This is a genomic window from Streptomyces sp. NPDC127190 (assembly GCF_042672505.1).
Taxonomy (GTDB): domain Bacteria; phylum Actinomycetota; class Actinomycetes; order Streptomycetales; family Streptomycetaceae; genus Streptomyces.
Window position 1 is genome coordinate 204434 of sequence record NZ_JBHXVE010000005.1, and the last position, 22464, is coordinate 226897.

General features: G+C 73.8%; 17 protein-coding genes. 2 read left to right on the plus strand and 15 right to left on the minus strand.

From position 1 onward, the window contains the following. Positions 1-31: 31 nt before the first annotated feature. Both ACFVIU_RS11215 and ACFVIU_RS11220 read right to left on the minus strand, forming a co-directional pair. A complete protein-coding gene (locus ACFVIU_RS11215; RefSeq protein WP_385842023.1) occupies positions 32-895 on the minus strand; it encodes an alpha/beta fold hydrolase in 864 nt (287 codons plus the stop codon). A 297-nt stretch (positions 896-1192) separates the two neighbouring features. Further along, positions 1193-1885 (minus strand): metal-dependent transcriptional regulator, encoded by a 693-nt coding sequence (locus ACFVIU_RS11220; protein WP_385842024.1) that lies wholly within the window; start codon positions 1883-1885, stop codon positions 1193-1195. A 196-nt stretch (positions 1886-2081) separates the two neighbouring features. Between ACFVIU_RS11220 and ACFVIU_RS11225 the strand changes: the two genes are divergently transcribed. Then, the gene (locus tag ACFVIU_RS11225) at positions 2082-2837 is read left to right on the plus strand and encodes an SIS domain-containing protein (RefSeq protein ID WP_385842025.1); all 756 of its coding nucleotides are present in this window, start codon (positions 2082-2084) and stop codon (positions 2835-2837) included. 7 nt (positions 2838-2844) lie between these two features. Here the strand turns inward: ACFVIU_RS11225 and ACFVIU_RS11230 are convergent, their stop codons facing one another. Next, entirely contained in the window at positions 2845-4254 is a 1410-nt protein-coding gene (locus tag ACFVIU_RS11230) for a PAS domain-containing protein (protein WP_385842027.1), read from the minus strand. Between the two features lie 429 nt (positions 4255-4683). Then, positions 4684-5370, minus strand: coding sequence for a pyridoxamine 5'-phosphate oxidase (pdxH, locus tag ACFVIU_RS11235; protein ID WP_385842028.1), 687 nt, complete (start codon positions 5368-5370; stop codon positions 4684-4686). 211 nt (positions 5371-5581) lie between these two features. On the opposite strand from pdxH, the gene ACFVIU_RS11240 reads away from it, so the two are divergent. Continuing rightward, positions 5582-6682, plus strand: coding sequence for a citrate synthase 2 (locus ACFVIU_RS11240; protein ID WP_385842029.1), 1101 nt, complete (start codon positions 5582-5584; stop codon positions 6680-6682). Between the two features lie 44 nt (positions 6683-6726). On the opposite strand, the gene ACFVIU_RS11245 is transcribed toward ACFVIU_RS11240, so the two are convergent. The 11 genes from ACFVIU_RS11245 to ACFVIU_RS11295 all read right to left on the minus strand — a co-directional run bounded on the left by ACFVIU_RS11245 (position 6727) and on the right by ACFVIU_RS11295 (position 22349). Continuing rightward, the gene (locus ACFVIU_RS11245) at positions 6727-7752 is read right to left on the minus strand and encodes an isopenicillin N synthase family dioxygenase (RefSeq protein WP_385842030.1); all 1026 of its coding nucleotides are present in this window, start codon (positions 7750-7752) and stop codon (positions 6727-6729) included. 299 nt (positions 7753-8051) lie between these two features. Then, positions 8052-8624 carry a TetR/AcrR family transcriptional regulator gene (locus ACFVIU_RS11250; protein ID WP_385842032.1) on the minus strand — a complete coding sequence of 191 codons (573 nt, stop codon included), beginning with the start codon at positions 8622-8624 and terminating at the stop codon, positions 8052-8054. A gap of 31 nt (positions 8625-8655) precedes the next feature. Continuing rightward, positions 8656-9390 (minus strand): enoyl-CoA hydratase family protein, encoded by a 735-nt coding sequence (locus ACFVIU_RS11255; protein ID WP_385842033.1) that lies wholly within the window; start codon positions 9388-9390, stop codon positions 8656-8658. After that, positions 9387-10958, minus strand: a complete 1572-nt coding sequence (locus tag ACFVIU_RS11260; RefSeq protein WP_385842034.1) for a 4-coumarate--CoA ligase family protein — start codon at positions 10956-10958, stop codon at positions 9387-9389. The genes ACFVIU_RS11255 and ACFVIU_RS11260 overlap by 4 nt, the downstream gene beginning before the upstream one ends. Before the next feature lie 27 nt (positions 10959-10985). Next, the gene (locus ACFVIU_RS11265; RefSeq protein WP_385842035.1) at positions 10986-12146 is read right to left on the minus strand and encodes an acyl-CoA dehydrogenase family protein; all 1161 of its coding nucleotides are present in this window, start codon (positions 12144-12146) and stop codon (positions 10986-10988) included. A 7-nt stretch (positions 12147-12153) separates the two neighbouring features. After that, on the minus strand, positions 12154-14001 hold the full coding sequence (locus ACFVIU_RS11270) for a biotin carboxylase N-terminal domain-containing protein (protein WP_385842036.1): 1848 nt from the start codon (positions 13999-14001) through the stop codon (positions 12154-12156). Positions 14002-14009: 8 nt separating this feature from the next. Continuing rightward, the gene (locus tag ACFVIU_RS11275) at positions 14010-15608 is read right to left on the minus strand and encodes an acyl-CoA carboxylase subunit beta (protein WP_385842037.1); all 1599 of its coding nucleotides are present in this window, start codon (positions 15606-15608) and stop codon (positions 14010-14012) included. Beyond that, positions 15605-17320, minus strand: coding sequence for an acyclic terpene utilization AtuA family protein (locus ACFVIU_RS11280; protein WP_385842038.1), 1716 nt, complete (start codon positions 17318-17320; stop codon positions 15605-15607). Before ACFVIU_RS11280 ends, ACFVIU_RS11275 begins: the two co-directional genes overlap by 4 nt. Then, positions 17317-18117, minus strand: coding sequence for a TIGR03084 family metal-binding protein (locus tag ACFVIU_RS11285; RefSeq protein ID WP_385842040.1), 801 nt, complete (start codon positions 18115-18117; stop codon positions 17317-17319). Before ACFVIU_RS11285 ends, ACFVIU_RS11280 begins: the two co-directional genes overlap by 4 nt. A 145-nt stretch (positions 18118-18262) precedes the next feature. After that, on the minus strand, positions 18263-19195 hold the full coding sequence (locus tag ACFVIU_RS11290) for a DMT family transporter (protein WP_385842041.1): 933 nt from the start codon (positions 19193-19195) through the stop codon (positions 18263-18265). Positions 19196-19361: 166 nt separating this feature from the next. Then, on the minus strand, positions 19362-22349 hold the full coding sequence (locus ACFVIU_RS11295; RefSeq protein ID WP_385842042.1) for an FAD-binding and (Fe-S)-binding domain-containing protein: 2988 nt from the start codon (positions 22347-22349) through the stop codon (positions 19362-19364). Positions 22350-22464: the final 115 nt, after the last annotated feature.

Consider the following 22464-nt stretch of genomic DNA (forward strand, 5'->3'; position numbering starts at 1 on the left):
TGCCGGCGTCGCGGGCCCTAGCCGGGGGCGCTCAGTCCGCGAGCAGCCGGTCCAGGAAGGGTGTGACGGCCGAGCGCCAGGCCTCCGGCGTCTCGTAGTGCGCGAGGTGCCCGGCGTCGGCGACCTCCGCGTACTCCCCGTGCGGCAGCACCCGCACCATCTCCTGGGCCTCCGCCCGCCCCAGCTCCCCGTCCAGGCCACGCACCACCAGCGTGGGGCAGCGGACCTGGGTCAGCTCGTCCCAGTGCGCGTCGTACACCCAGGTCTCGCGCGAGGCGAGCATGTGCTCGGGGTCGAATACGGGCCGCCAGCCGTCCTCGCCCTCCTGCATGACCTCGGCGTAGAAGGCACCGCGCGCGGGGTTCGGCCGCTCCACCCAGGGATCGTCCTCGCCGAACCACGTGCGGACGTCGGCGAGCGTGGCGAAGGGGGCGGGCCAGGAGCGGAACCAGTCGGCCCACTCGCGCTGCGAGGCCGCGCCGAGCGCGGAGGCCCGCATGTCGCAGATGACCAGGCCGCGCACCAGGTCGGGGCGCTTGGCGGCCAGCTGCCAGGCGGTGAGCGCGCCCATGGCATGGCCGATGAGGACGACGGGGGCGAGACCGAGCTGTTCCACGGCGGCCTCGGCGTCCTCGACGTACGCCTCGCGGGTGTAGCCGGCCCGTGCGGGCCTGCCGCTGCGGCCGTGGCCGCGCTGGTCGAGGGCGACCGCGCGATGGCGGGCGGACAGCCAGCGGGCGGTGGACGCCCAGTGCGAAGCACGGCCCATCAGGCCGTGAAGTAACAGCACTCCGGGAGCGCTGCCGGTGTCCGGCCCGCCCTTGGGAGGATCGGCGAACTCCCATGCGGCCAGGCGCACCCCGCCCGCTCCCGTCACTTCGATACGCCGCGCCATGGACCTGGCACCCCCCCAGCTCCGCCTGCTCGATCGGTGGTTTACCGCCGCACACTATCGAATGCGTATTCGAAAATGCTGTCCCTGCGGACAACACCCCTCATTCGAGTGACACCCCTCAAGGAATGATCGCCGCCGCCGAGGGGATCTCTTCTGGCGGGAGGCGGACCGCTCGGGGAAACCGGTCCGAGGGGAATGACCCTGAGAGCTCGGGGCTCCGGGTCAGCAAAGGGGAGGACAGGCCCCGGCGCCCACAGGGTGCCGGGGCCCTCTCCTGTCCGTGACGCGCTCGGGAGGTCAGCGCTTGGCGACGAACACGTGCGAGGCGACGTCCGCCTCCAGCTCGGCCGCCTCGCCGCCGCTGCCCACCAGCACCCCGCCCGGCGACTCGGTCACGCTCACCACCGAACCCGGCTGCACACCGGCCCGCCGCAGCGTGTACATCAGCTGCGCGTCCGTCTGGATCGGCTCGCCGATCCGGCGGACCACGACCGTCTTGCCATCCGTGCCCGGGTCGAGGTCGGCCAGCGACACCATGCCCGCGTCCAGGAACGGATCGGCGCCGTCCTTCTCGCCCAGCTCCTCCAGGCCCGGGATCGGGTTGCCGTACGGCGACTCGGTGGGGTGCCGCAGCAGCTCCAGCACCCGGCGCTCCACGGCCTCGCTCATCACGTGCTCCCAGCGGCACGCCTCCGCGTGGACCTGCTCCCACTCCAGGCCGATCACATCGACCAGCAGACACTCGGCAAGGCGGTGCTTGCGCATCACGCGCGTGGCGAGCCTCCTGCCCTCGTCGGTCAGCTCCAGGTGGCGGTCGCTGGCCACGGAGACCAGCCCGTCGCGCTCCATCCGCGCCACCGTCTGGCTCACCGTCGGACCACTCTGGTCCAGCCGCTCCGCGATGCGCGCGCGCATGGGGACGACGCCTTCCTCTTCCAGCTCGAGGATGGTGCGGAGATACATCTCCGTGGTGTCGATCAGTCCGGACATACGTGCCCCTCGATTACCTCTGCCGGAAGGTCACCCGGCGCGTGCGCTGGCCCTGCCACCAATTCTGCCGGATCCCACTGACATCCGGGGGGTGCCGGGGAAACCGGGTGCCCGCGGTGACCTGCGGCCGTATTGACACCGCACTGGTCCAGACCGCACGGTGATCCGCGACACAGACGCTGCGAAGGGGCACCGCATGAGCGACGGCACGCCTGCCGACCTGTTCTTCGACGCCGCCATCGGCCTGCTGCAACGGGTCCGCGAGGAGGAGGCCGGAGCGATCGCCGCGGCCGGGACGCTGCTCGCCGACACCGTCGCCGCCGGCGGCCGCCTGTTCGCCTTCGGCGCGGGGCACTCCTCGCTGGCCGCCCAGGACGTCGTCTACCGCGCCGGCGGCCTCGCCCTGATGAACCTGCTCGCCGTCCCCGGCGTCGTCGGCGTCGACGTCACCCCGGCCACCCTCGGCTCCGCCCTCGAACGCGTCGACGGCCTGGCCGGCGCCGTCCTCGACACCTCGCCGGTCCGCGCCGGCGACGCCCTCGTGATCATCTCCCTGTCCGGCCGCAACGCCCTCCCGGTCGAGATGGCCCAGAGCGCCCGCGCGCGCGGGGTGAAGGTCATCGGCGTGACCTCGGTCGCCTACGCCGCCGAGACGACGTCCCGGCACGCCTCCGGCACCTTCCTGAAGGACCACTGCGACGTCGTCCTCGACTCCAAGATCGCCGTCGGCGACGCGGAACTCACCCTCGACACCATCCCGGCGCCCTTCGCCCCCGCCTCCACGGTCGTCACCAGCGCCCTGATGCAGGCCGTCATGGCGACCACCGCCGCCACCCTCGCCGACCGCGGCCTCGAACCCCCGCTGCTGCGCTCCGGCAACGTCGACGGCGGCCACGAGTGGAACGGCCGGGTGATGAAGGAGTACGCCGACCGCATCTTCTACCGCCACTGAACGGCGGCTAGGACTTCTCCCGCGTCGACTCCGCCAGGTCCAGGGAGGTCGCGATGCGGACCGCGACGTCCTCGGCGTAGGCCGTGTCGGAGCGTTCGAAGCGGCTGCGGCCGGGGCCGCGCAGGAAGGTCACCACGCCCAGGGTGCGGCCCCGGCTGCGCAGCACCGCGCACAGCGCGTGCACCGCGTCGCCCGGCCACTGCCGCTCCACCGCCCACTCCCGCGCCCGCTCGGCGGGCACCGCCCCGGCGTCCGCCCGCACCGTCCCGGCCCGCGCCACGCACTGGAGCGCCGGATGGCCCTCCGGGTAGCGCACGGGCAGCCCGGCCGCGCCCGTCAGCAGACTCGGCCCGGGCGCACCGGCGGGCGTGGCGGCGAGCCGTACCAGCCGTACGGCGCTCTCCTCGGCCCCGTCCTCCGCGCGCGCGGGGGCCGGCGCCACCCGGTCGATCAGCGCGTGGTCGGCGAAACCGGCGAGGGCGAAGTCCAGATGGACGGTGGCGGCCTCGGCCGGGTCCTCGCACTCGGCGGCGGCCCGCGCCGCGCGGTGCAGCTGGTTGGTGCGGAACCGCAGCAGGGCCGCCTCCTGCTCGGTCTGCTTGGCCTCGGTGACGTCCATGAAGAACCAGCCCACGCCGAGCGGCACCGGTTCCTCGGCCAGCGGTGAGGCCAGCCGCAGGAAGCCGTTGCGCCAGCACCGCCGCTTCTCGCCCTCGGCGGTGCGCAGCGTCACCCACATCTCGGCCGGTGCCGGGGGCGCGCCCTCGGACAGCACATGGGTCAGCGCGGCCTCCAGCTCCTCCACGCCCTGCGCGAGCAGCTCGCCGAGCGGCCGCCCCAGCGCGGAGGTGCGTCCGGTGCCCAGCGCCCGGGCCGCGTACGCGTTCACCACGGCCGGCCGCAGATCGGCGTCGATCAGGACGACCCCCCAGGCCGCGTCCTCGAACAGCGCCTCGCTCAGCGCGATGGACCGCTCCAGGTCGATCTGCGCGTGCACCTCGCTGAACGCGCAGTACAGCCCGGCGGGCTTGCCGTCCGGCCCGCGCACGGCCGCGGCCTGGGTCCGCACCAGCACCCGCCCGCCGTCCTTGGTGACGAGCGCAAACTCGTGCACCTGGCGTCCGGGCGCGTGCATCGCCGACATCAGGCGCGACTGGACCTCCTCGGCGTCGGCGCTGCGCACCGCCCACCCGGCGAAGCCGTGCCGCCCGACCGCCTCGGCCGCCGTCCAGCCGAGGATCCGCTCGGCCTCGCGGTTCCAGTGGGTGACGACCCCGTCGGCGTCGAAGGCGCACAGGGCCGCGTCCATGCCGTCCAGCAGCGCGGCGAGCAGATCGGACCCCCCGTGCTCACCGGACTCGCCGGGGTCTTCCGGCCCCAGCTCGTCGGTGGTCCCACTCCGCCGGGAAGCACTCACCCTGGACCCCCTGAAGCCGCGTCCACACGCCCTGACGGCGCGTTCGCTCACTGCCTTCATTCAACTCGAACGTGACACACCCCACACCCTGTTCCCACAAGAAGTTCCCTCAAGAAGTTCCGCGCGAAGTTCCCTCGAGAAGTTCCCGCGAAAAAACAGTTGAGGCGGTCCCCGGGCACTTTCTAGTGTGGCGGTACACGAGAAGGGAGGTGGTTCGGCAGATGTATGAATACCGGACGCGTGAGGTGGCTGCGGGCTAGCGGCCCGTCACCACACACTGTGCGGTGCCGGACCGGCACGTGAGAGACACGTGCAGCCGGCCCCATTCCCAAGCAGTCACCCGACCCGCGGGCTGCCGGTACGTCCGGCCGGCTCCTCCTCGGAGGAACCCAGCCCGCGGGTCGTCTGCGTTCTCAGGCGCCAGGTTCCTCAGGGGCTGAGGCGCTCGGTCGTCCAGGTGCCGTCGGGCCGGGCGACGTACCGGAACCGGTCGTGCAGGCGGTTCTCCCGGCCCTGCCAGAACTCGACCGTCTCCGGGGTGACGCGGTAGCCGCCCCAGTGCGGGGGCACCGGGACCTGCTCGCCCTCCGGGTAGCGGGCCTCCAGGTCGGCGTAGGCGGCATCCAGTTCGGCGCGGGAGGCGATCACCGCGGACTGCACACTGGCCCAGGCGCCCAGCTGGGAGCCGTGCGGGCGGGTGCGGAAGTACGCGGCGGTCTCGTCCCGGCCGGTGCGGCGGGCGGTGCCGGTGACGACGACCTGGCGGGCCAGCGGGTGCCAGGGGAAGAGCAGGGAGACCTGGTCGTTCTCGGCGAGGTCGCGGCCCTTGCGGGAGTCGTAGTTGGTGTAGAAGACGAAGCCCTCGGTGTCGTACTGCTTCATCAGGACCATGCGGGTGCTGGGCCGGCCGGCGGCGTCCGCGGTGGCGACGACCATGGCGTTGGGTTCGTAGAGGGTGCCGTGGAGGGCGGCGCGGGCCGCCTCCTCGAACCAGCGGGCGAACTGGTCCATCGGGTGCGTGGCGAGGTCCCGCTCGTCGAGACCCTCGGCTCGGTACTGCTTGCGCATGGCCGCGGGGTCGAAGGCGGGGTCGAGGAGCGGGTTGCGGTCGGTCACGCGGCCATCCTGCCACCGGGCGTCCGCGCCGTACCGGGCGTCCGCGGCCTCATCGCACGCGCGCGTGTGTGGCACTCAGTGTCTTATGGGCTGCCCATGTATGGCACTGGGGGATATCGTGCTGGTCCCTTCGCGGTTTGGGTGACCACCGGTCCGTCGGGGCATCACCGGGGTGACCGCCGCCGCCACATCACGCACGAGGAGCCGCCTCATGTCCGAGTTCGTACCCGGGCTCGAAGGAGTCGTCGCGTTCGAGACGGAGATCGCCGAACCCGACAAGGAAGGCGGGGCCCTGCGCTACCGGGGCGTCGACATCGAGGATCTCGTCGGCCATGTCTCCTTCGGGAACGTCTGGGGGCTGCTGGTCGACGGCGCCTTCAACCCGGGGCTGCCGCCCGCCGAGCCGTTCCCGATCCCCGTCCACTCCGGCGACATCCGGGTGGACGTCCAGTCGGCGCTGGCGATGCTGGCCCCGGTGTGGGGGCTGAAGCCGCTGCTGGACATCGACGAGGGCCAGGCGCGGGAGGATCTGGCGCGGGCCGCCGTCATGGCGCTGTCGTACGTCGCCCAGTCCGCGCGCGGGCAGGGGCTGCCGATGGTGCCGCAGCGGGAGATCGACAAGGCGAACTCGGTGGTCGAGCGGTTCATGATCCGCTGGCGCGGGGAGCCCGACCCGAAGCATGTCGCCGCCGTGGACGCGTACTGGACCTCCGCGGCCGAGCACGGGATGAACGCCTCCACCTTCACCGCGCGCGTGATCGCGTCCACGGGCGCGGACGTCGCCGCCGCGCTGTCGGGTGCGGTGGGCGCGATGTCCGGGCCGCTGCACGGCGGGGCGCCCTCGCGGGTGCTCGGGATGATCGAGGAGATCGAGCGCACCGGGGACGCGGAAGGCTACGTCAAGCAGGCCCTGGACCGCGGTGAGCGGCTCATGGGCTTCGGGCACCGGGTGTACCGGGCGGAGGACCCGCGCGCGCGGGTGCTGCGGCGTACGGCGCGGGAGCTGGGGGCGCCGCGGTTCGAGATCGCGGAGGCGCTGGAGAAGGCCGCGCTGGAGGAGCTGCACAACCGGCGGCCGGACCGGGTGCTGGCCACCAACGTGGAGTTCTGGGCCGCGATCATGCTCGACTTCGCCGAGGTTCCGGCCCACATGTTCACGTCCATGTTCACGTGTGCCCGCACCGCGGGGTGGTCGGCGCACATTCTGGAGCAGAAGCGGACGGGGCGGCTGGTGCGGCCGTCGGCCCGGTATGTCGGTCCCGGGCCGCGCCGCCCGGAGGACGTGGCGGGGTTCGTGGACATCGCCCACTGAAGGGGTGCCCGAGGGGCGCTTCCGCGCCCCTCGGGACCGGCCGCTCAGGCCGGTGTCAGAAGACCTGTGTGGTGCCGCTCGGCCACCAGCGGGTGGGCCCGCAGCTTGCCCTTCAGCTCGTTGTAGCCGTACTCGGCGAACAGCGGGTTGGACGGGTCGGTGGTGATGCCGGGGGCCCGGGACGCGTGCGGGAAGGGCAGCGGCTCGATCCGCGCGTCCAGGCGGGGGTTGTAGAAGAAGGGCACCGAGAAGCGTTCGGTGGCGCCGGGCGGGCTGACCACGCGGTGGTTGGTGGCCACCAGGTAGCCGTTGGTGGCCACCTCCAGGAGTTCGCCGAGGTTGACCACGAAGGCGCCCTCGATCGGCGGTACGTCGTGGAAGCGGCCGTCCTCGCGCTGGACCTGGAGGCCGCCGACCGTGTCCTGGAGCAGGAGGGTCAGGAAGCCGTAGTCCTTGTGCGCGCCGACGCCCTGGTCGGTGCCGTCGCCCGCGCTGCCCGGGTAGCGGACCAGCTTGAGGTGCGGGTGGGCGTGGTCGCCGAAGGCCGGGGCGTAGAAGTCGGCGGGGGCGCCGATCGCCGTGAGCAGCTCGCGCAGCAGCCGGTCCGCGACCGCGCTCAGCTTGTCGATCCAGGCCAGGGCGGCGGTGCGCAGCTCGGGGAGGGCGGCCGGCCACTGGTTGGGGCCCTGGAGCCACCAGTACGGCGGCTCGTCGGGGCCGGGGACGCGGGCGGGGCGTTCGGCGCCTATGTCGAGCTGGTCGCGCCAGTCGCGGGCGCCGCCGGTCCGCTCGTCGCCGGTGCGGGTGTAGCCGCGGAAGTGCGGGGAGTTGACGTTGTCGAGGGCGAGCCGGTCGGCCTCGGGGAGGGCGAAGAAGGCGCGCATGGCGGTGAGCAGCGCGTCGGTCTCGGCCGCCGTCACTCCGTGGCCGACGAGCTGGAAGAAGCCCACGTCGTGGGCTGCGCTGTGCAGCTGGGCGTGGAGCAGGTCGCGGGCCTGGGGGCCGCGGTCGGCGGCCGACAGGTCGATGATGGGGAGCTGGTCGTACGACGTCGCTCTGTGCGTGGTCATGGTGCGTCCGCGGGGTGTACGGGGCACGGGTGGCCGCCGAGGGGTGAGGGCGGCCCCCGGTGCCGAGATCCGGTTCCGGAAAAGGAAAAGAAGAAGAGGGGGCTGGGTCAGGCGGAGAAGCGCCGACAGCCCATGCTCGTGACGCGCACGTAGTCCACGTGGCGGCGGCGGACGAGCATCGGAAGCATGCGGCAAGGGTACTGCCCCTGGCCGGATCCCGATGTGACCCGGATCACCCGTGCGCGGACCGGCTCACCCCGCGGCCTGGAAAGACCGTGACCGGCGCCCCTGACAGTGGCTCAGTCCAGGGCGTGGGCCAGCAGCTCGGCCCACTGGGCGACGACTCGTTCGCGGCGGGCGGTGTCATCGGTGAGGAGGTTGGCGAGGCCGAGGCCGCGGGCCATGTCCAGGAATCCCTGGACGGTCTCGCGGGCGCCGGGGCGGGACTCGTCGGCGCCGAGCAGTTCCACGGCGATGCGGTGGGTCTCGCGGCCGACGCGGGCCTCCAGCTCGGTCACGCGCGGGCGCAGCTGCTCCTCGTTGGAGGCGGCGACCCACAGGTGCAGGGCGGCGCGGAAGAGCGGGCCGGTGTAGAGGTCGACCAGGGCGGAGACGACGGCCCGGCGGTCGGCGGCGCCCTCGGGGAAGAGGTCGCGCAGGGCGGTGGAGCGCTGCTCGGCGACGTACTCGACGGCTGCGGTGAACAGGTCCTCGCGGGTGGGGAAGTGGTGCTGGGCGGCGCCGCGGGAGACGCCGGCGCGTTCGGCGACGACGGCGACCGTGGAGCCCGCCCAGCCGTGTTCGGCGAGGCAGGCCACGGCGGCTTCGAGGAGCCGCTGCCGGGTGGCCCGGCTGCGGTCCTGTTTGGGCACGCGCTCACGTTCCGCCGTCGGTCTCACGCGGTCACACCACCCATGCCGGGTCCCGTCTCTCCAGGAAGGCCGTCATCCCCTCCCTGGCCTGGTCGGAGGCGAACAGCCGGGCCGAGAGCGCGGTCAGGGCGGCCGCGTCCCGGTCGAATGCCTCCAGCACCCTAGCCGTGAGCAGCCGCTTGGTCTCGGCCAGGGCCTCGGGTGAGGAGCGGCGCAGGCCGTCGAGGACGGGGGCCAGGGCCGCGTCCACGTCGTCGGCGGCGGTGGTCAGCAGGCCCACGCGCACGGCCTCCTCGGGGGTGAGGCGTTCCCCGGTGAGGCAGTACCGGGCGACGGCCCGCGGGTCGGTGCGCGGGAGCACCGGCAGGGAGATCACCGCGGGCGCCACGCCGATGCGGACCTCGGTGAAGGCGAAGGTGGCCGCCGTCGACGCGGCCGCGATGTCACACGCGGCGAGCAGGCCGAGGCCGCCCGCGCGGACGTGTCCGGTGACGCGGGCGACGACCGGGCGGGGCAGTTCGACGATCTGCCGGAGCAGCGCCACCAGCGCGTCCGGGTGGGGCGGGTCGCGCAGGTCGGCGCCGGCGCAGAAGGTGGTGCCGGTGTGGGTGAGGACGACGGCCCGGACGCCCGGGTCGGCGGCGCAGTCGGCGAGGGCGGCGGCGAGGCCGGAGACCAGGGCCGTGGACAGGGCGTTGCGGGTGTCGGTGGCGTCCAGGCTGAGGGTTTCCACGCCACGCGCGCGTGTACGGCCGATCGGGGTCACGGCAGCTCCCTCAGTTCCCGGCGCAGGATCTTGCCGGAGGCCGCGCGCGGGACGGTGTCGAGGAAGGTGACGGCGCGGACGCGTTTGTAGGGCGCGACGCGTGCGGAGACGTACGCCATGATCTCGTTCTCGGTGAGGTCGTCGGCGGTGCCGGTGCGGCGGACCACGAAGGCGTGCGGGATCTCGTTGCCGTCGGGGTCGTCGGTGCCGATGACGGCGGCGTCGGCGATGCCGGGGTGGGTGAGCAGCAGGGCCTCCAGTTCGGCGGGGGCCACCTGGTAGCCCTTGTACTTGATGAGTTCCTTGACCCGGTCGACGATGTACAGCCAGCCGGCTTCATCCACCCGCCCGACGTCTCCCGTGTGCAGCCAGCCGTCGCTGTCGATCAGGGCGGCGGTGGCGTCGGGGCGGCCGAGGTAGCCCTTCATCACCTGCGGGCCGCGGATGAGGATCTCCCCCGCCTCCCCGGGGCCGAGGTCCCTGCCGGGCTCGTCCAGGGAGACGATCCGCATCTCGGTGCCGGCGACGAGTCTGCCCACCGTGCCCGCGGGTGCCTCGCGCAGCCGGTCGAGGGGGACGACATGGCTGCCGGGGGAGAGTTCCGTCATGCCGTAGGCCTGGCCGAGCGGGGGCACGCCGAGGCGTTCGGCGCACGCGCGCGCGAGGTGGGCGTCGAGCGGGGCGGCGGCGCTCATGACGTACTGCACCGAGGAGAGGTCGTAGCGGCCGACCGCGGGGTGCCGGGCGAGGGCGAGGACGATCGGCGGGGCGACGTAGAGAGCGGTGATGCGGTGCTTCTCGATCGCCGCGAGGAAGGTCTCCAGGTCGAAGCGGGGCAGCACGACGACGGTGGCGCCCCTGCGCAGGGGGCCGTTCATCAGGGCGGTGAGGCCGTAGATGTGGAACAGCGGCAGTACGGCGAGGATGCGGTCGCCGGGGCCGAGCGGGACGGCCGGTTCCAGCTGGGCGAGGTTGGTGGCGATCTGCCGGTGGGTGAGCATGACGCCCTTGGGGACGCCGGTGGTGCCGGAGGAGTACGGCAGCGCGGCGAGGTCCTCGGCCGGGTCGAAGGCGAGCCGTGGCTCGGGGGCGGTGGTGGCCGCCATGTCGCCGAGCGAGCGGTGTCCGGAGGCTTTGTCGCACACGAAGATCTCCCGTACCCCGCCCGCGAGTTCGGCGGCCCGGCGGGCGATGTCGAGCAGCGGGGAGACGGTGACGATCCAGCGGGCCGCGCTGTCGCGCAGCTGCCGGGCGAACTCCTCGGCGGTGGCGAGCGGGTGCACGGTGGTGACGGCGGCACCCGCGCGCGTGGCCGCGTAGAAGGCGGTCGGGTAGGCGATCGTGTTGGGGCTGTGCAGGGCGAGGACGTCGCCCTTGCGGACGCCGGCGTCGGCGAGGGCGGCGGCGAGCCGCCGGTGGAACCGGTCCACCTGCGCGTAGCCGAGGGTGGTGCCGTCCGTGCCGTCGATCAGGGCGGGCAGGTCGCCGAAGGCGGCGGCGCCGCCGAGGACGGCCTCGTGGATGGGGAGGTCTACGGGCGGGACGTCTGCGTACTCGCTGCGGAACATGGTTCCTCCTCGCACGGCCGGGTGCGATCAGTACGACTTGGGCAGGCCCAGGGTCTGGTGGGAGACGTAGTTGAGAATCATCTCCCTGCTGACCGGTGCAATACGAGCCACGCGCGCGGCCGTTATCAGCGAGGCGAGCCCGAACTCGCGGGTGAGCCCGTTGCCGCCGAGGGTGTGCACGGCCTGGTCGACGGCCTTCACACAGGCCTCTCCGGCCGCGTACTTGGCCATGTTGGCGGCCTCGCCCGCGCCGGTGTCGTCGCCCGCGTCGTAGAGGCGGGCGGCCTTCTGCATCATCAGCCGGGCCAGCTCCAGGTCGATGTGGGCCTGTGCCAGGGGGTGCGCGATGGCCTGGTGGGCGCCGATGGGGGCCTGCCAGACGGTGCGGTCGCGGGCGTACTCGACCGCCCGGGACAGGGCGTAGCGGCCCATGCCGATCGCGAACGCGGCCGTCATGATCCGCTCCGGGTTGAGGCCGGCGAACAGCTGGAGCAGACCGGCGTCCTCGTCGCCGACGAGCGCCTCGGCGGGCAGCCGTACGTCGTCCAGGGCCAGCTCGAACTGCTTCTCGGCCGCCTTCAGTTCCATGTCGATGGGCCGCTTCTGGAGGCCCTCGGCGTCCGTCGGCACGATGAACAGGCAGGGCTTGAGGCGTCCGGTGCGGGCGTCCTCGGTGCGGCCGACGATCAGGACGGCGTCCGCCAGGTCGACGCCGGAGATGAAGACCTTGCGGCCGGTGAGCAGCCAGTCGGTGCCGTCGCGGCGGGCGGTGGTGGTGATGCGGTGGGAGTTGGAACCGGCGTCGGGTTCGGTGATGCCGAAGGCCATCAGGCGGCTGCCGTCGGCGAGTCCGGGGAGCCAGGCCCGCGCTTGCGCCTCGGTGCCGAAGCGGGCGATCACCGTGCCGCAGATGGCCGGTGAGACGACGAGCATGAGCAGCGGGGAGCCGGCGGCGCCCAGCTCCTCCAGGACGACGGAGAGTTCGCTGATGCCGCCGCCTCCGCCGCCGTACGCCTCGGGCAGGTTGACGCCGAGGTAGCCGAGCTTGCCGGCCTCGGTCCACAGCTCGGTGGGCGGCTTGCCCTCGGCGACGGTCCGGGTGACGTAGTCGCGGCCGTAGCGCCTGCCGAGGGCGGCCACGGCGGCGCGGAGGGCCTGGTGCTCTTCGGATTCGATGACGGGGGTCATGGGGCTCCTAGGAAGAGGTGTGCTGTACGACCGCCAGCAGCGTGCCGGGCTCCACCTGCTGTCCCGGCTCGGCGTGCAGCGCTGTCAGCGTTCCGGTGACCGGTGCCGAGATCTGGTGCTGCATCTTCATCGCCTCCAGCCAGACCAGCGGCTGGCCCGCCGCCACGGCCGTCCCCTCGGCCAGACCCTCCGCGACGCGTACGACCGTGCCGGGCATCGGGGCGAGCAGGGAGCCGGGGGCGAGCTGGGCGACCGGGTCGGGGAAGCGGGGCAGGGCGGTGAGGCGGGTGGCGTTGACATGGATCTCGTCGCCGTAGCGGGCGATGTCGAACCTGCGCCGCACGCCGTCCACGTCGAGGACGACCAGGTGCGGGTCGGTGTGCACGACGTGCACCCCCTCGGCCACGGGTCCCTGCCGGGTGTGGCGGTAGCGGACCTCGTGCTCCTCCCCCGCCCTCGCGTACCGCTTCACCTGCGGCTGCGCGGGAACGTTCCGCCAGCCGCCGAAGCGGGACCGGCCGTGGGCGTCGGCGAGGGCGGCGGCCAGCGGGGCGTACGGGTCGGGGGCGGGCTCGGTGAGGGTGGCGAGGTGGCGGTCGTAGAAGCCGGTGTCCATGCGGGCCCGGACGAACTCCTCGTGCCGCAGCGAGCGGACGAGGAGGTCGCGGTTGGTGACCGGGCCGTGCACCGCCGCCTGCTCCAGGGCTCCCGCCAGCTTGCGGATCGCCTCCGCGCGCGTGGGCGCGTGCGCGACGACCTTGGCGAGCATCGGGTCGTAGTGCACGCCGATGGTGTCGCCGTCGGTGTAGCCGGTGTCCAGGCGGACGCCGGGCGGTACGGCGAGCCGGTGCAGGGTGCCGGTCTGCGGGGCCCAGTCCCGGGCGGGGTCCTCCGCGTACAGGCGGGCCTCGATCGCGTGCCCACGCGCGCATGGGGGGTCCTTTTCGAGGGCGCGGCCCTCCGCGACACGGATCTGTTCCGCGACCAGGTCGATGCCGAACACCGCCTCCGTGACGGGGTGTTCGACCTGGAGGCGGGTGTTCATCTCCAGGAAGTGGGGGCGCCCGTCGGCGACCAGGAACTCGACGGTGCCGGCGCCGACGTAGGAGACGGCGCGCGCGGCGCGCACGGCCAGGGTGCGCAGCTCGGCCGCGAGCCCCTCGGTGAGTCCGGGCGCCGGGGCCTCCTCGATCACCTTCTGGTGGCGGCGCTGGAGGGAGCAGTCGCGGGTGCCGAGCGGCCAGACCGTGCCGTGGGTGTCGGCGAGGATCTGCACCTCGACATGGCGGCCGTGTTCCAGATACGGCTCCACGAACACCTCGCCGTCACCGAAGGCGCTCGCCGCCTCGGCGCGCGCGCCCTCCAGCGCACCGGGCAGCTCCTCCAGACGGCGCACGATCCGCATCCCGCGCCCCCCGCCGCCCGCGGCCGCCTTCACCAGCACCGGCAGGTCGGCCTCGGTGACCTCGGTCAGCGGCGCCAGCCCCATCAGCCGCTTCGCCCGGGTCTTGGACGCCATCGCCTCGATGGCCTGCGGCGGCGGCCCGATCCAGGTCAGTCCGGCGGCGTGGACGGCACGGGCGAAGCCGGGGCTCTCCGAGAGGAAGCCGTAACCGGGGTGCACGGCGTCCGCGCCGGCGGACAGGGCCGCCTTCACCAGCAGATCGCCACGGAGATACGTCTCGGCGGGCGCCGCCCCCGGCAGCCGTACCGCCAGATCGGCCACGCGCGCGTGCAGCGCGTCCGCGTCGGCGTCGGAGTGCACGGCGACCGTCCGGATCCCCAGCTCGCGGCAGGTCCGGACGATCCGGCAGGCGATCTCGCCCCGGTTGGCCACAAGGAGTGTCGAAATCACGTGATGCCTCACATCCGGAAGACGCCGAAGCCGCCCCGCGCACCCTCGTAGCGGGCGGTGTGGATCGCGGACAGGCACAGGCCGAGGACGGTGCGGGTGTCGCGCGGGTCGATGACGCCGTCGTCGTACAGCCGCCCGGACAGGAACATCGGCAGCGACTCGGACTCGATCTGCTGCTCCACCATCGCGCGCAGGGCGGCGTCCGCGTCCTCGTCGTACGGCTGCCCCTTCGCCGCCGCCGACTGCCGGGCGACGATCGACAGCACGCCCGCGAGCTGCTGCGGGCCCATGACGGCCGACTTGGCGCTGGGCCAGGCGAACAGGAACCGCGGGTCGTAGGCGCGGCCGCACATGCCGTAGTGCCCGGCGCCGTAGGAGGCACCCATCAGCACCGACAGGTGCGGGACGCGGGAGTTGGACACCGCGTTGATCATCATCGCGCCGTGCTTGATGATCCCGCCCTGCTCGTACTCCCTGCCGACCATGTAGCCGGTGGTGTTGTGCAGGAACAGCAGCGGGATGTCGCGCTGGTTGGCCAGCTGGACGAACTGGGCGGCCTTCTGCGACTCCGCGCTGAAGAGGATGCCCTGCGCGTTGGCCAGGACGCCGACCGGGTAGCCGTGCAGGCTCGCCCAGCCGGTGGTCAGGCTGGTGCCGTACAGCGGCTTGAACTCGTCGAAGTCGGAGCCGTCGACGATCCGGGCGATGACCTCACGCGGGTCGAACGGGGTCCTGAGGTCGCCGGGGACGATGCCGAGCAGCTCCTCCTCGGCGTACTTGGGCGGCTCGGCCGGGCCGGGGTCCGGGTACGCCTTGCGGTGGTTGAGGCGGGCGACCACCCGGCGCGCCTGCCGCAGGGCGTCCCGCTCGTCCACGGCGAAGTGGTCGGCGAGCCCGGACACGCGCGCGTGCATCTCCGCGCCGCCCAGGGACTCGTCGTCGCTCTCCTCGCCGGTGGCCATCTTCACCAGCGGCGGCCCGCCGAGGAACACCTTCGCCCGCTCCTTGACCATGATCACGTGGTCGGACATGCCGGGGACGTAGGCGCCGCCCGCGGTGGAGTTGCCGAAGACCACGGCGACGGTCGGGATGCCGGCGGCGGACAGGCGGGTGAGGTCCCGGAAGAGGGCGCCGCCGGGGATGAAGATCTCCTTCTGGGAGGGCAGATCGGCGCCGCCCGACTCCACCAGGCTGATGCAGGGCAGCCGGTTGGCGAGCGCGATGTCATGGGCGCGCAGGGCCTTCTTCAGGCTCCAGGGGTTGCTGGCGCCGCCGCGGACGGTCGGGTCGTTGGCGGTGATCAGGCACTCCACGCCCTCCACCACGCCGATGCCGGTGACCAGCGAGGCACCGACGGTGTAGTCACTGCCCCAGGCGGCCAGCGGGGACAGCTCCAGGAACGGGGTGTCCGGGTCGAGCAGCAGCTCGATGCGTTCCCGGGCGAGCAGTTTGCCGCGCGCGCGGTGCCGGGCGACGTACTTCTCGCCGCCGCCCGCGAGCGCCTTGGCGTGCTCCGCCTCCAGGTCGGCGAGCTTGGCCAGCATGGCCTCGCGGGCCGCGCGGTAGCCGGCGCTCGCGGGGTCCAGGGAGGTGCTGAGAACCGTCACAGGAGGGCCTCCGGAACGTCCAGGTGGCGGGAGCGCAGCCATTCGCCGAGGGCCTTGGCCTGCGGGTCGAAACGGGCCTGTGCCGCGACACCGGCGCCGAGGATGCCCTGCACCACGAAGTTCAGGGCGCGCAGGTTCGGCAGCACATGCCGGGTGACGGGCAGTTCCCGGCTCTCGGGGATCAGCTGCCGGAACCTTTCGGCGGTCAGCTCGTGCGCGAGCCACCGCCAGGCGTCGTCGGTGCGCGCCCACACCCCGACGTTGGCGTCGCCGCCCTTGTCGCCGCTGCGCGCCCCGGCGACCAGGCCGAGCGGGGCGCGGCGGGTGGGCCCGGGCGGCAGCGGGTCGGGCAGCGGCGGGGCCGGTACGTCCGTCAGGGGCAGGGTGTCCTGGGGCGGCGGCACAGGGATACGGCGGCCGTCGTCGAGGACGGCCACATGGTCGACGACGCCATGGGGGACGGCCACATCCTCGAAGACCCCATAGGGCGCGCCCTTCCCGGGTGGCGCCAGCACATGGAAGCCCGGGTAGCTGGCCAGCGCCAGCTCCACCGCGGCCCCGCTCAGCGCCCGCCCCACCACCTGCTGGTCCGGGTCCCGTACGACGAGCCGCAGCAGGGCGCTGGCCGTCTCCTCGGTACCGGCGTCCGCCCGGTCGGTGCGGACCAGCTCCCAGCGGACCTCGGCGGGCGGTGCCTTGGCCAGGGCGTCGCCGAGCTGCTCGCGCACCAGTCGGGCCTTGGCCTCGATGTCGAGACCGGTGAGCACGAAGACGACCTCGTTGCGGAAGCCGCCCAGCCGGTTGAGCCCGGCCTTCAGGGTGGGCGGCGGGGCCTCGCCGCGCACCCCCTCGATCCGTACCCGGTCCGGCCCGTCCTGGGCGAGCCGTACGGTGTCCAGCCGCGCGGTGACGTCCGGCCCGGCGTACCGGCCGCCGCCCGTCTCGTACAGCAGCTGCGCGGTGACCGTGCCGACGTCGACCAGGCCGCCGGTGCCGGGGTGCTTGGTGATGACGCTGCTGCCGTCGGCGTGGATCTCGGCCAGCGGGAAGCCGGGGCGGCGCACGTCGGCCTCCTGGAAGAAGGCGTAGTTGCCGCCGGTGGCCTGGGTGCCGCACTCCAGCACATGTCCGGCGACGACGGCGCCCGCGAGCCGGTCGTACTCCCCCGGGCCCCAGCCGAAGTGGGCGGCGGCCGGCCCGGTGACCAGGGCCGCGTCCGTCACTCGCCCGGTGACCACGACGTCCGCGCCCGCCCGCAGGCACGCGGCGATGCCGAACCCGCCGAGGTAGGCGTGGGCGGCGAGGGTGTCGGAGGGGGTCCCCCCTGGTCGAGCGGGGCCCAGAGCCTGAGGAAGGGCGCCGGTCAGATCGTCGCCCTCGACGTGCGCGACGCGCAGCGGAATGCCGAGCCGGGCGGCCGACGTCCGGACGGCGTCGGCGAGGCCCGCCGGGTTGAGCCCGCCCGCGTTGGTGACGATCCGCACCCCGCGCTCCCGGACCAGGCCGAGGCACTCCTCCAGCTGGCGCGGGAAGGTGCGGGCGTATCCGGCCGAGGGGTCCTTCAGCCGGTCCCGGGCGAGGATGAGCATGGTGAGTTCGGCGAGGTAGTCGCCGGTGAGGACGTCGATCTCGCCGCCGGTGAGCATCTCGCGCAGCGCTGTGAAGCGGTCGCCGTAGAAGCCGGAGAAGTTGCCGACGCGCAGGACCGTCACGCCTGGCCCCCCTTCGCCGGGCGGCCGCTGCCGGGCGGACCGGCGAAGGCCTGGGCGATGTCCAGCCAGCGGTCGGCGTCCGGGCCGGTGGCGGTCAGCGCGAGGTCCGCGCGGTGGGCCCGCTGGGTGACGAGCAGGCAGAAGTCCAGCGCGGGACCGGTGACGCGCTGCGGGGCGTCCTCCGGGCCGTAGCCCCAGATCGCGCCGGACGGGGGCGGGGCGGTCAGCTCCACGCGGAAGGCGTCGGCAGGTGGGGTGAGTCCATGGACGGTGAAGGCGAAGTCCCGGGTGCGCACACCGAGTCTCGCCACATGCCGGAGCCGGTCGGTGGGTGGGCGCATCACACCCAGCGCGTCGGCGACGTCCAGCCCATGGGCCCAGGTCTCCATAAGACGGGCCGTGGCCATCGAGGCGACCGACATGGGTGGGCCGTACCACGGCAAGCGCGCGTCGGGCGGGGCCGCGCGCAGCGCCCGGTCGAGGGCTTCGCGGCCCTCGCGCCAGGCCCGCAGCAGCTCGTCCGGCGGGCGCCGGGCGCCCTCCGCCGCACCCTCGTCCACGAACGAGTCCGGGGCGGTGAGCGCCTTCTCGACCAGCGCCTGGAAGGCGGCGGGGTCGGTGGCGGCCAGCAGCGCCGAGTGGTCGGTCCAGGCGAGGTGGGCGATCTGGTGGGCGAGGGTCCAGCCGGGCGCGGGGGTGGGAAGCGCCCACTGTGCGGCGCTCAACCCGGCCACGAGCAGGTCGAGTTCCTCACTCTCCGCACGCAGGTCGTCGATGACGGGCGTCGGGTCGGCCATGAGGGGAGCATGGCAGTGGGGGTGGAAACAATCAAGCGTGCTTGCATGGATTTCTGGCCGATGTAGGCGCCAAGGAGATGTGCGCTGACTCCATGTGCGCCTACGCCATGTGGGCCTACGACGTGGGGGCCTACGGCGTGTGGGCCTACGACGTGTGGGCGCGCCCCACCTGGGTGCGTACCGCGCCGATGCTCGCCGCGATGACCAGGGCGATGGCCGCCACCTGGGCCGGGGAGAGGGTCTGGCCGAGGATCAGGAAGCCGGCCGTCGCCGCGAGGGCCGGTTCCAGGCTCATCAGGATCGCGAAGGTGGAGGCGGGCAGGCGGCGCAGGGCCAGGAGTTCGAGGGTGTAGGGCAGGACCGAGGAGAGCAGGGCCACGGCCGCGCCGAGACCGGCGGTGGTGGGGTTCAGCAGGCGGGTGCCGGCCGAGGCGATGCCCAGGGGGAGGAAGACAAGGGCCGCGACGGCCATGGCGAGGGCCAGGCCGTCGGCCTGGGGGAAGCGGCGGCCCGTACGGGCGCTGAAGACGATGTAGGTGGCCCACATGGCTCCGGCGCCCAGGGCGAACCCGACACCTACGGGATCGAGGTCGCTGAAGCCCCCGCCGCCGAGCAGGAAGACACCGGCCAGGGCCAGGGCCGCCCATACCGCGTTGATCGCGCGGCGGGAGGCCAGCACGGACAGCGCGAGCGGGCCGAGGACCTCCAGGGTGACCGCGGGACCGAGCGGGATGCGGGCCACCGCCTCGTAGAAGAGGCCGTTCATCGCGCCCATGGCGAGGCCGAAGGCGACCACCGTGCCCCAGTCGGTACGGGAGTGGCCGCGCAGCCGGGGCCGGCAGACCAGGAGCAGGACGACCGCCGCCGCGACGAGGCGCAGGGTGACCACGCCCAGCGCTCCGGCCCGCGGCATCAGCGTCACCGCGAGCGCGCCGCCGAACTGCACCGAGACACCGCCGGCCAGGACCAGTCCGACGGGGCCGAGCGAGCCGAGGCGCCGCGGTGCGCGGGCGGAGCCGGTGGCGGTGGCGGTGGCGGTGGCGGCCGGGGTCGGGGTGGCGGTGCCGGAGGGGGTCACGGGCGGTCCAGGTGCTCGATCGGGCTCGTTCAGCGGGATGTACTACCTGGTCCAGGTTAGGGAACCCGGACAGGTGCGTGAACCCTTTATGCAACTGTCCCACATGCTGACATCGACTATCCGGCGAGACCTCCTCCCTCCGGCAGCGGTATGCGCAGTTCGCCCGTTATGAGCCTGGAGGCTCGTCCAGCGCCTCCGCCAGTACCTCCGCCAGGTGGCGGCCGCGCACTCCTGCCAGTTGCTCCAGTTGCGTACGGCAGGAGAAGCCGTCCGCGAGGACCACCGCCTGGGCCGGGGCGCTGCGCACGGACGGCAGGAGCTGTTCCTCCGCACAGGCCCGGGACACCTCGAAGTGACCTTTCTCGAAGCCGAAGTTGCCGGCCAGGCCGCAGCAGCCCCCGGCGAGTTCGCCGCTGAGTCCGGTGGCCTCGCGCAGCCGGCGGTCGGCGGTGTCGCCGAGGACCGCGTGCTGGTGGCAGTGGGTCTGTCCGGTGACCGGGCGGTCGACGGCGGGCGGGGTCCAGTGCGGGGCGTGGCGCTCCAGGGTCTCGGCGAAGGTGCGGACCGCGGAGGCGAGCCGGGCGGCGCGGGGGTCGTCGGGCAGCAGCTCGGGCAGGTCGGCGCGCAGGGCCGCCGCACAGCTAGGTTCGAGCACGACGACCGGGACCCCGGCCCGCAGCACGGGTTCCATCAGGTCCAGGGTGCGGCGCAGCACCGCGCGGGCGCGGTCGAGCTGGCCGGTGGAGACATAGGTGAGCCCGCAGCAGACGCGGCCCCGGCGGGCGGCCAGCAGCGCGGTCGCCGAACGGGTCCGGCCGTCGCCGATCGCGCCCCGGCGCGGCAGCAGCGTCGGCGGCAGGGCCACCCGCAGCCCGGCGGCCTCCAGGACGCGGACGGCGGCCCGCCCGACGGACGGGGACAGATGCTCGGTGAAGGTGTCCGGCCACAGCACCACCAGGTCCCCGGTGCCTCCGGCCGGTGCGCGCCGCCGCCACCAGCCGCTGAAGGTGCCGGTTGCCAGCCGGGGCAGGTCCCGCTCGGGGGTGATCCCGCCCAGGCGTTTCGCCACGGCCGCCACTGCCGGTACGGCGGCGAGCGCGTTGACGAGGGGGGCCGTGCGGGTGCGGGCGACGGCGCGCAGCCACTCGGGCAGCCGGCCCATGGTGTGGTGGGCGGCCGGGCGGCGGCGGCCGGCGTAGTGGTGGTGCAGGAACTCCGCCTTGTAGGTGGCCATGTCGACGCCGACCGGGCAGTCCGAGCGGCAGCCCTTGCAGGACAGGCAGAGGTCCAGGGCGTCCTTGACCTCCGGTGACCGCCAGCCGTCGGTGACCAGTTCGCCCGCGAGCATCTCGTGCAGCAGGCGGGCCCGGCCCCGGGTGGAGTGCCGCTCCTCGCCGGTGGCGCGGAAGGAGGGGCACATCACGGCGGGGCCGGAGACGGTCGTCGTACGGCACTTGGCGACGCCGACGCAGCGGCGGACGGCCGCGCGGAAGTCGCCGCCGTCGGCCGGGTAGCCGAAGGCCACCTCGACCGGCTCGCGGGGCAGCACCGAGAAGCGCAGGTTCTCGTCCAGCCGGGCCGGGCGGACCAGCATGCCGGGGTTGAGGAGGTCGTCGGGGTCCCAGACCGCCTTGGCCCGCTCGAAGAGCCGGACCGTCTCCTCGCCGTACATGCGGGGCAGCAGCTCGGCCCGTGCCTGGCCGTCGCCGTGCTCCCCGGACAGCGAGCCGCCGTGGCCGACGACCAGGTCGGCCAGTTCCTCGGAGAAGCGGCGGAAGCGGCCCACGCCCGCCTCGCTGAGGAGGTCGAAGTCGATCCGGACGTGGATGCAGCCGTCGCCGAAGTGGCCGTACGGCGTGCCGCGCAGGCCGTGGGCCGCCAGCAGGGCGCGGAAGTCGCGGAGGTAGGCGCCGAGCCGGGCGGGCGGCACCGCGCAGTCCTCCCAGCCGGGCCAGGCCTCCGCGCCGAGTCCGCGGCCGGGCGCGGGCAGGTCGGGGGTGTACTGCCCCTCGGGAAGGGGCGGGGAGGAGGCGTCCCGCCCGTCGGGGACGGACCGGCGGGGGGTGCCGTGGGGAATGCGGGTGGCCGTGCCGCTCGCGTCCTCGCGGATGCGCCACAGGGTGCGCTGGGCGGCCGGGTCAACCACCACCGACGCGTCCAACACGTCGGCCGCGCGGACGATTTCCTCCGCACGCGCGCGTGCCTCGGCCGGCGACTCCCCGCCGGTCTCCACGAACAGCCAGGCACCGCCCCTGGGCAGCCCGGCCGGTGAGCGCACCAGGTCGGCCGCCATGCCCTCCACGGTCAGCGGCCCGAGGGGCAGCAGCCCGGCCGCGGCCTCGGCGGCGGCGCTCTCGTCGCCGTACCCCAGCACGGCCAGGGCGCGGGCGCGGGGTGCCGCCACCAGCCGTACGACCGCCTCGGTGAGGATGCCGAGGGTGCCCTCGGAGCCGCAGAAGGAGCGGGCGACGTCGGCGCCCTTCTCGGGCAGCAGCGCGTCCAGCGCATACCCCGAGATACGGCGGGGCAGGTCCGGGAAGCCCGTGCGCAGCCGGGCCAGCTCGCCCTCCGCCAGCTCCCGCAGCCCGTCCGGCGCCCCGGCCCAGCCCTGCCCGAGCCGCAGCCGCCGCCCGCGCGCGGTGAGGACGGACAGCTCCCGCACGCTGTCCGCGGTGGTGCCCCAGGCGACCGAGTGCGAGCCGCAGGAGTTGTTGCCGATCATCCCGCCGAGCGTGCACCGGCTGTGGGTGGAGGGGTCCGGGCCGAAGCGCAGGCCGTGCGGGGCGGCGGCCTCCTGGAGCCGGTCCAGCACCAGGCCGGGCTGTACGACGGCGGTCCGCGCCTCCGGGTCCAGCTCCAGCAGCCGGTTCATGTGCCGGGTGAAGTCCAGCACCACCCCGGTGCCGGTCGCCTGGCCGGCGATCGAGGTGCCTCCGCCGCGCGCCACCACCGGCACGCCGCGCGCCCGGCACACCTCCAGTACGGCCGCGACGTCGTCCGCGTCCCGGGGGGCGACGACGCCCAGCGGGACCCGCCGGTAGTTGGACGCGTCCATCGTCACGAGCGCCCGGTTGGTGACATCGAACCCGACCTCGCCCCGGACGGCGCCGCGCAGCTCTGCTTCGAGACCCGTGAGATCCGTGAGATCCGTCATGCGTCCAGGATGCGCCCGATCACGCTCCGTCACCGAAACTTTTCCACAGGGCCGCCCCTATCGTCGTACAAATTCACAAGTCCACAGACCGTCGATCTCGTCTCATCGGACGGAC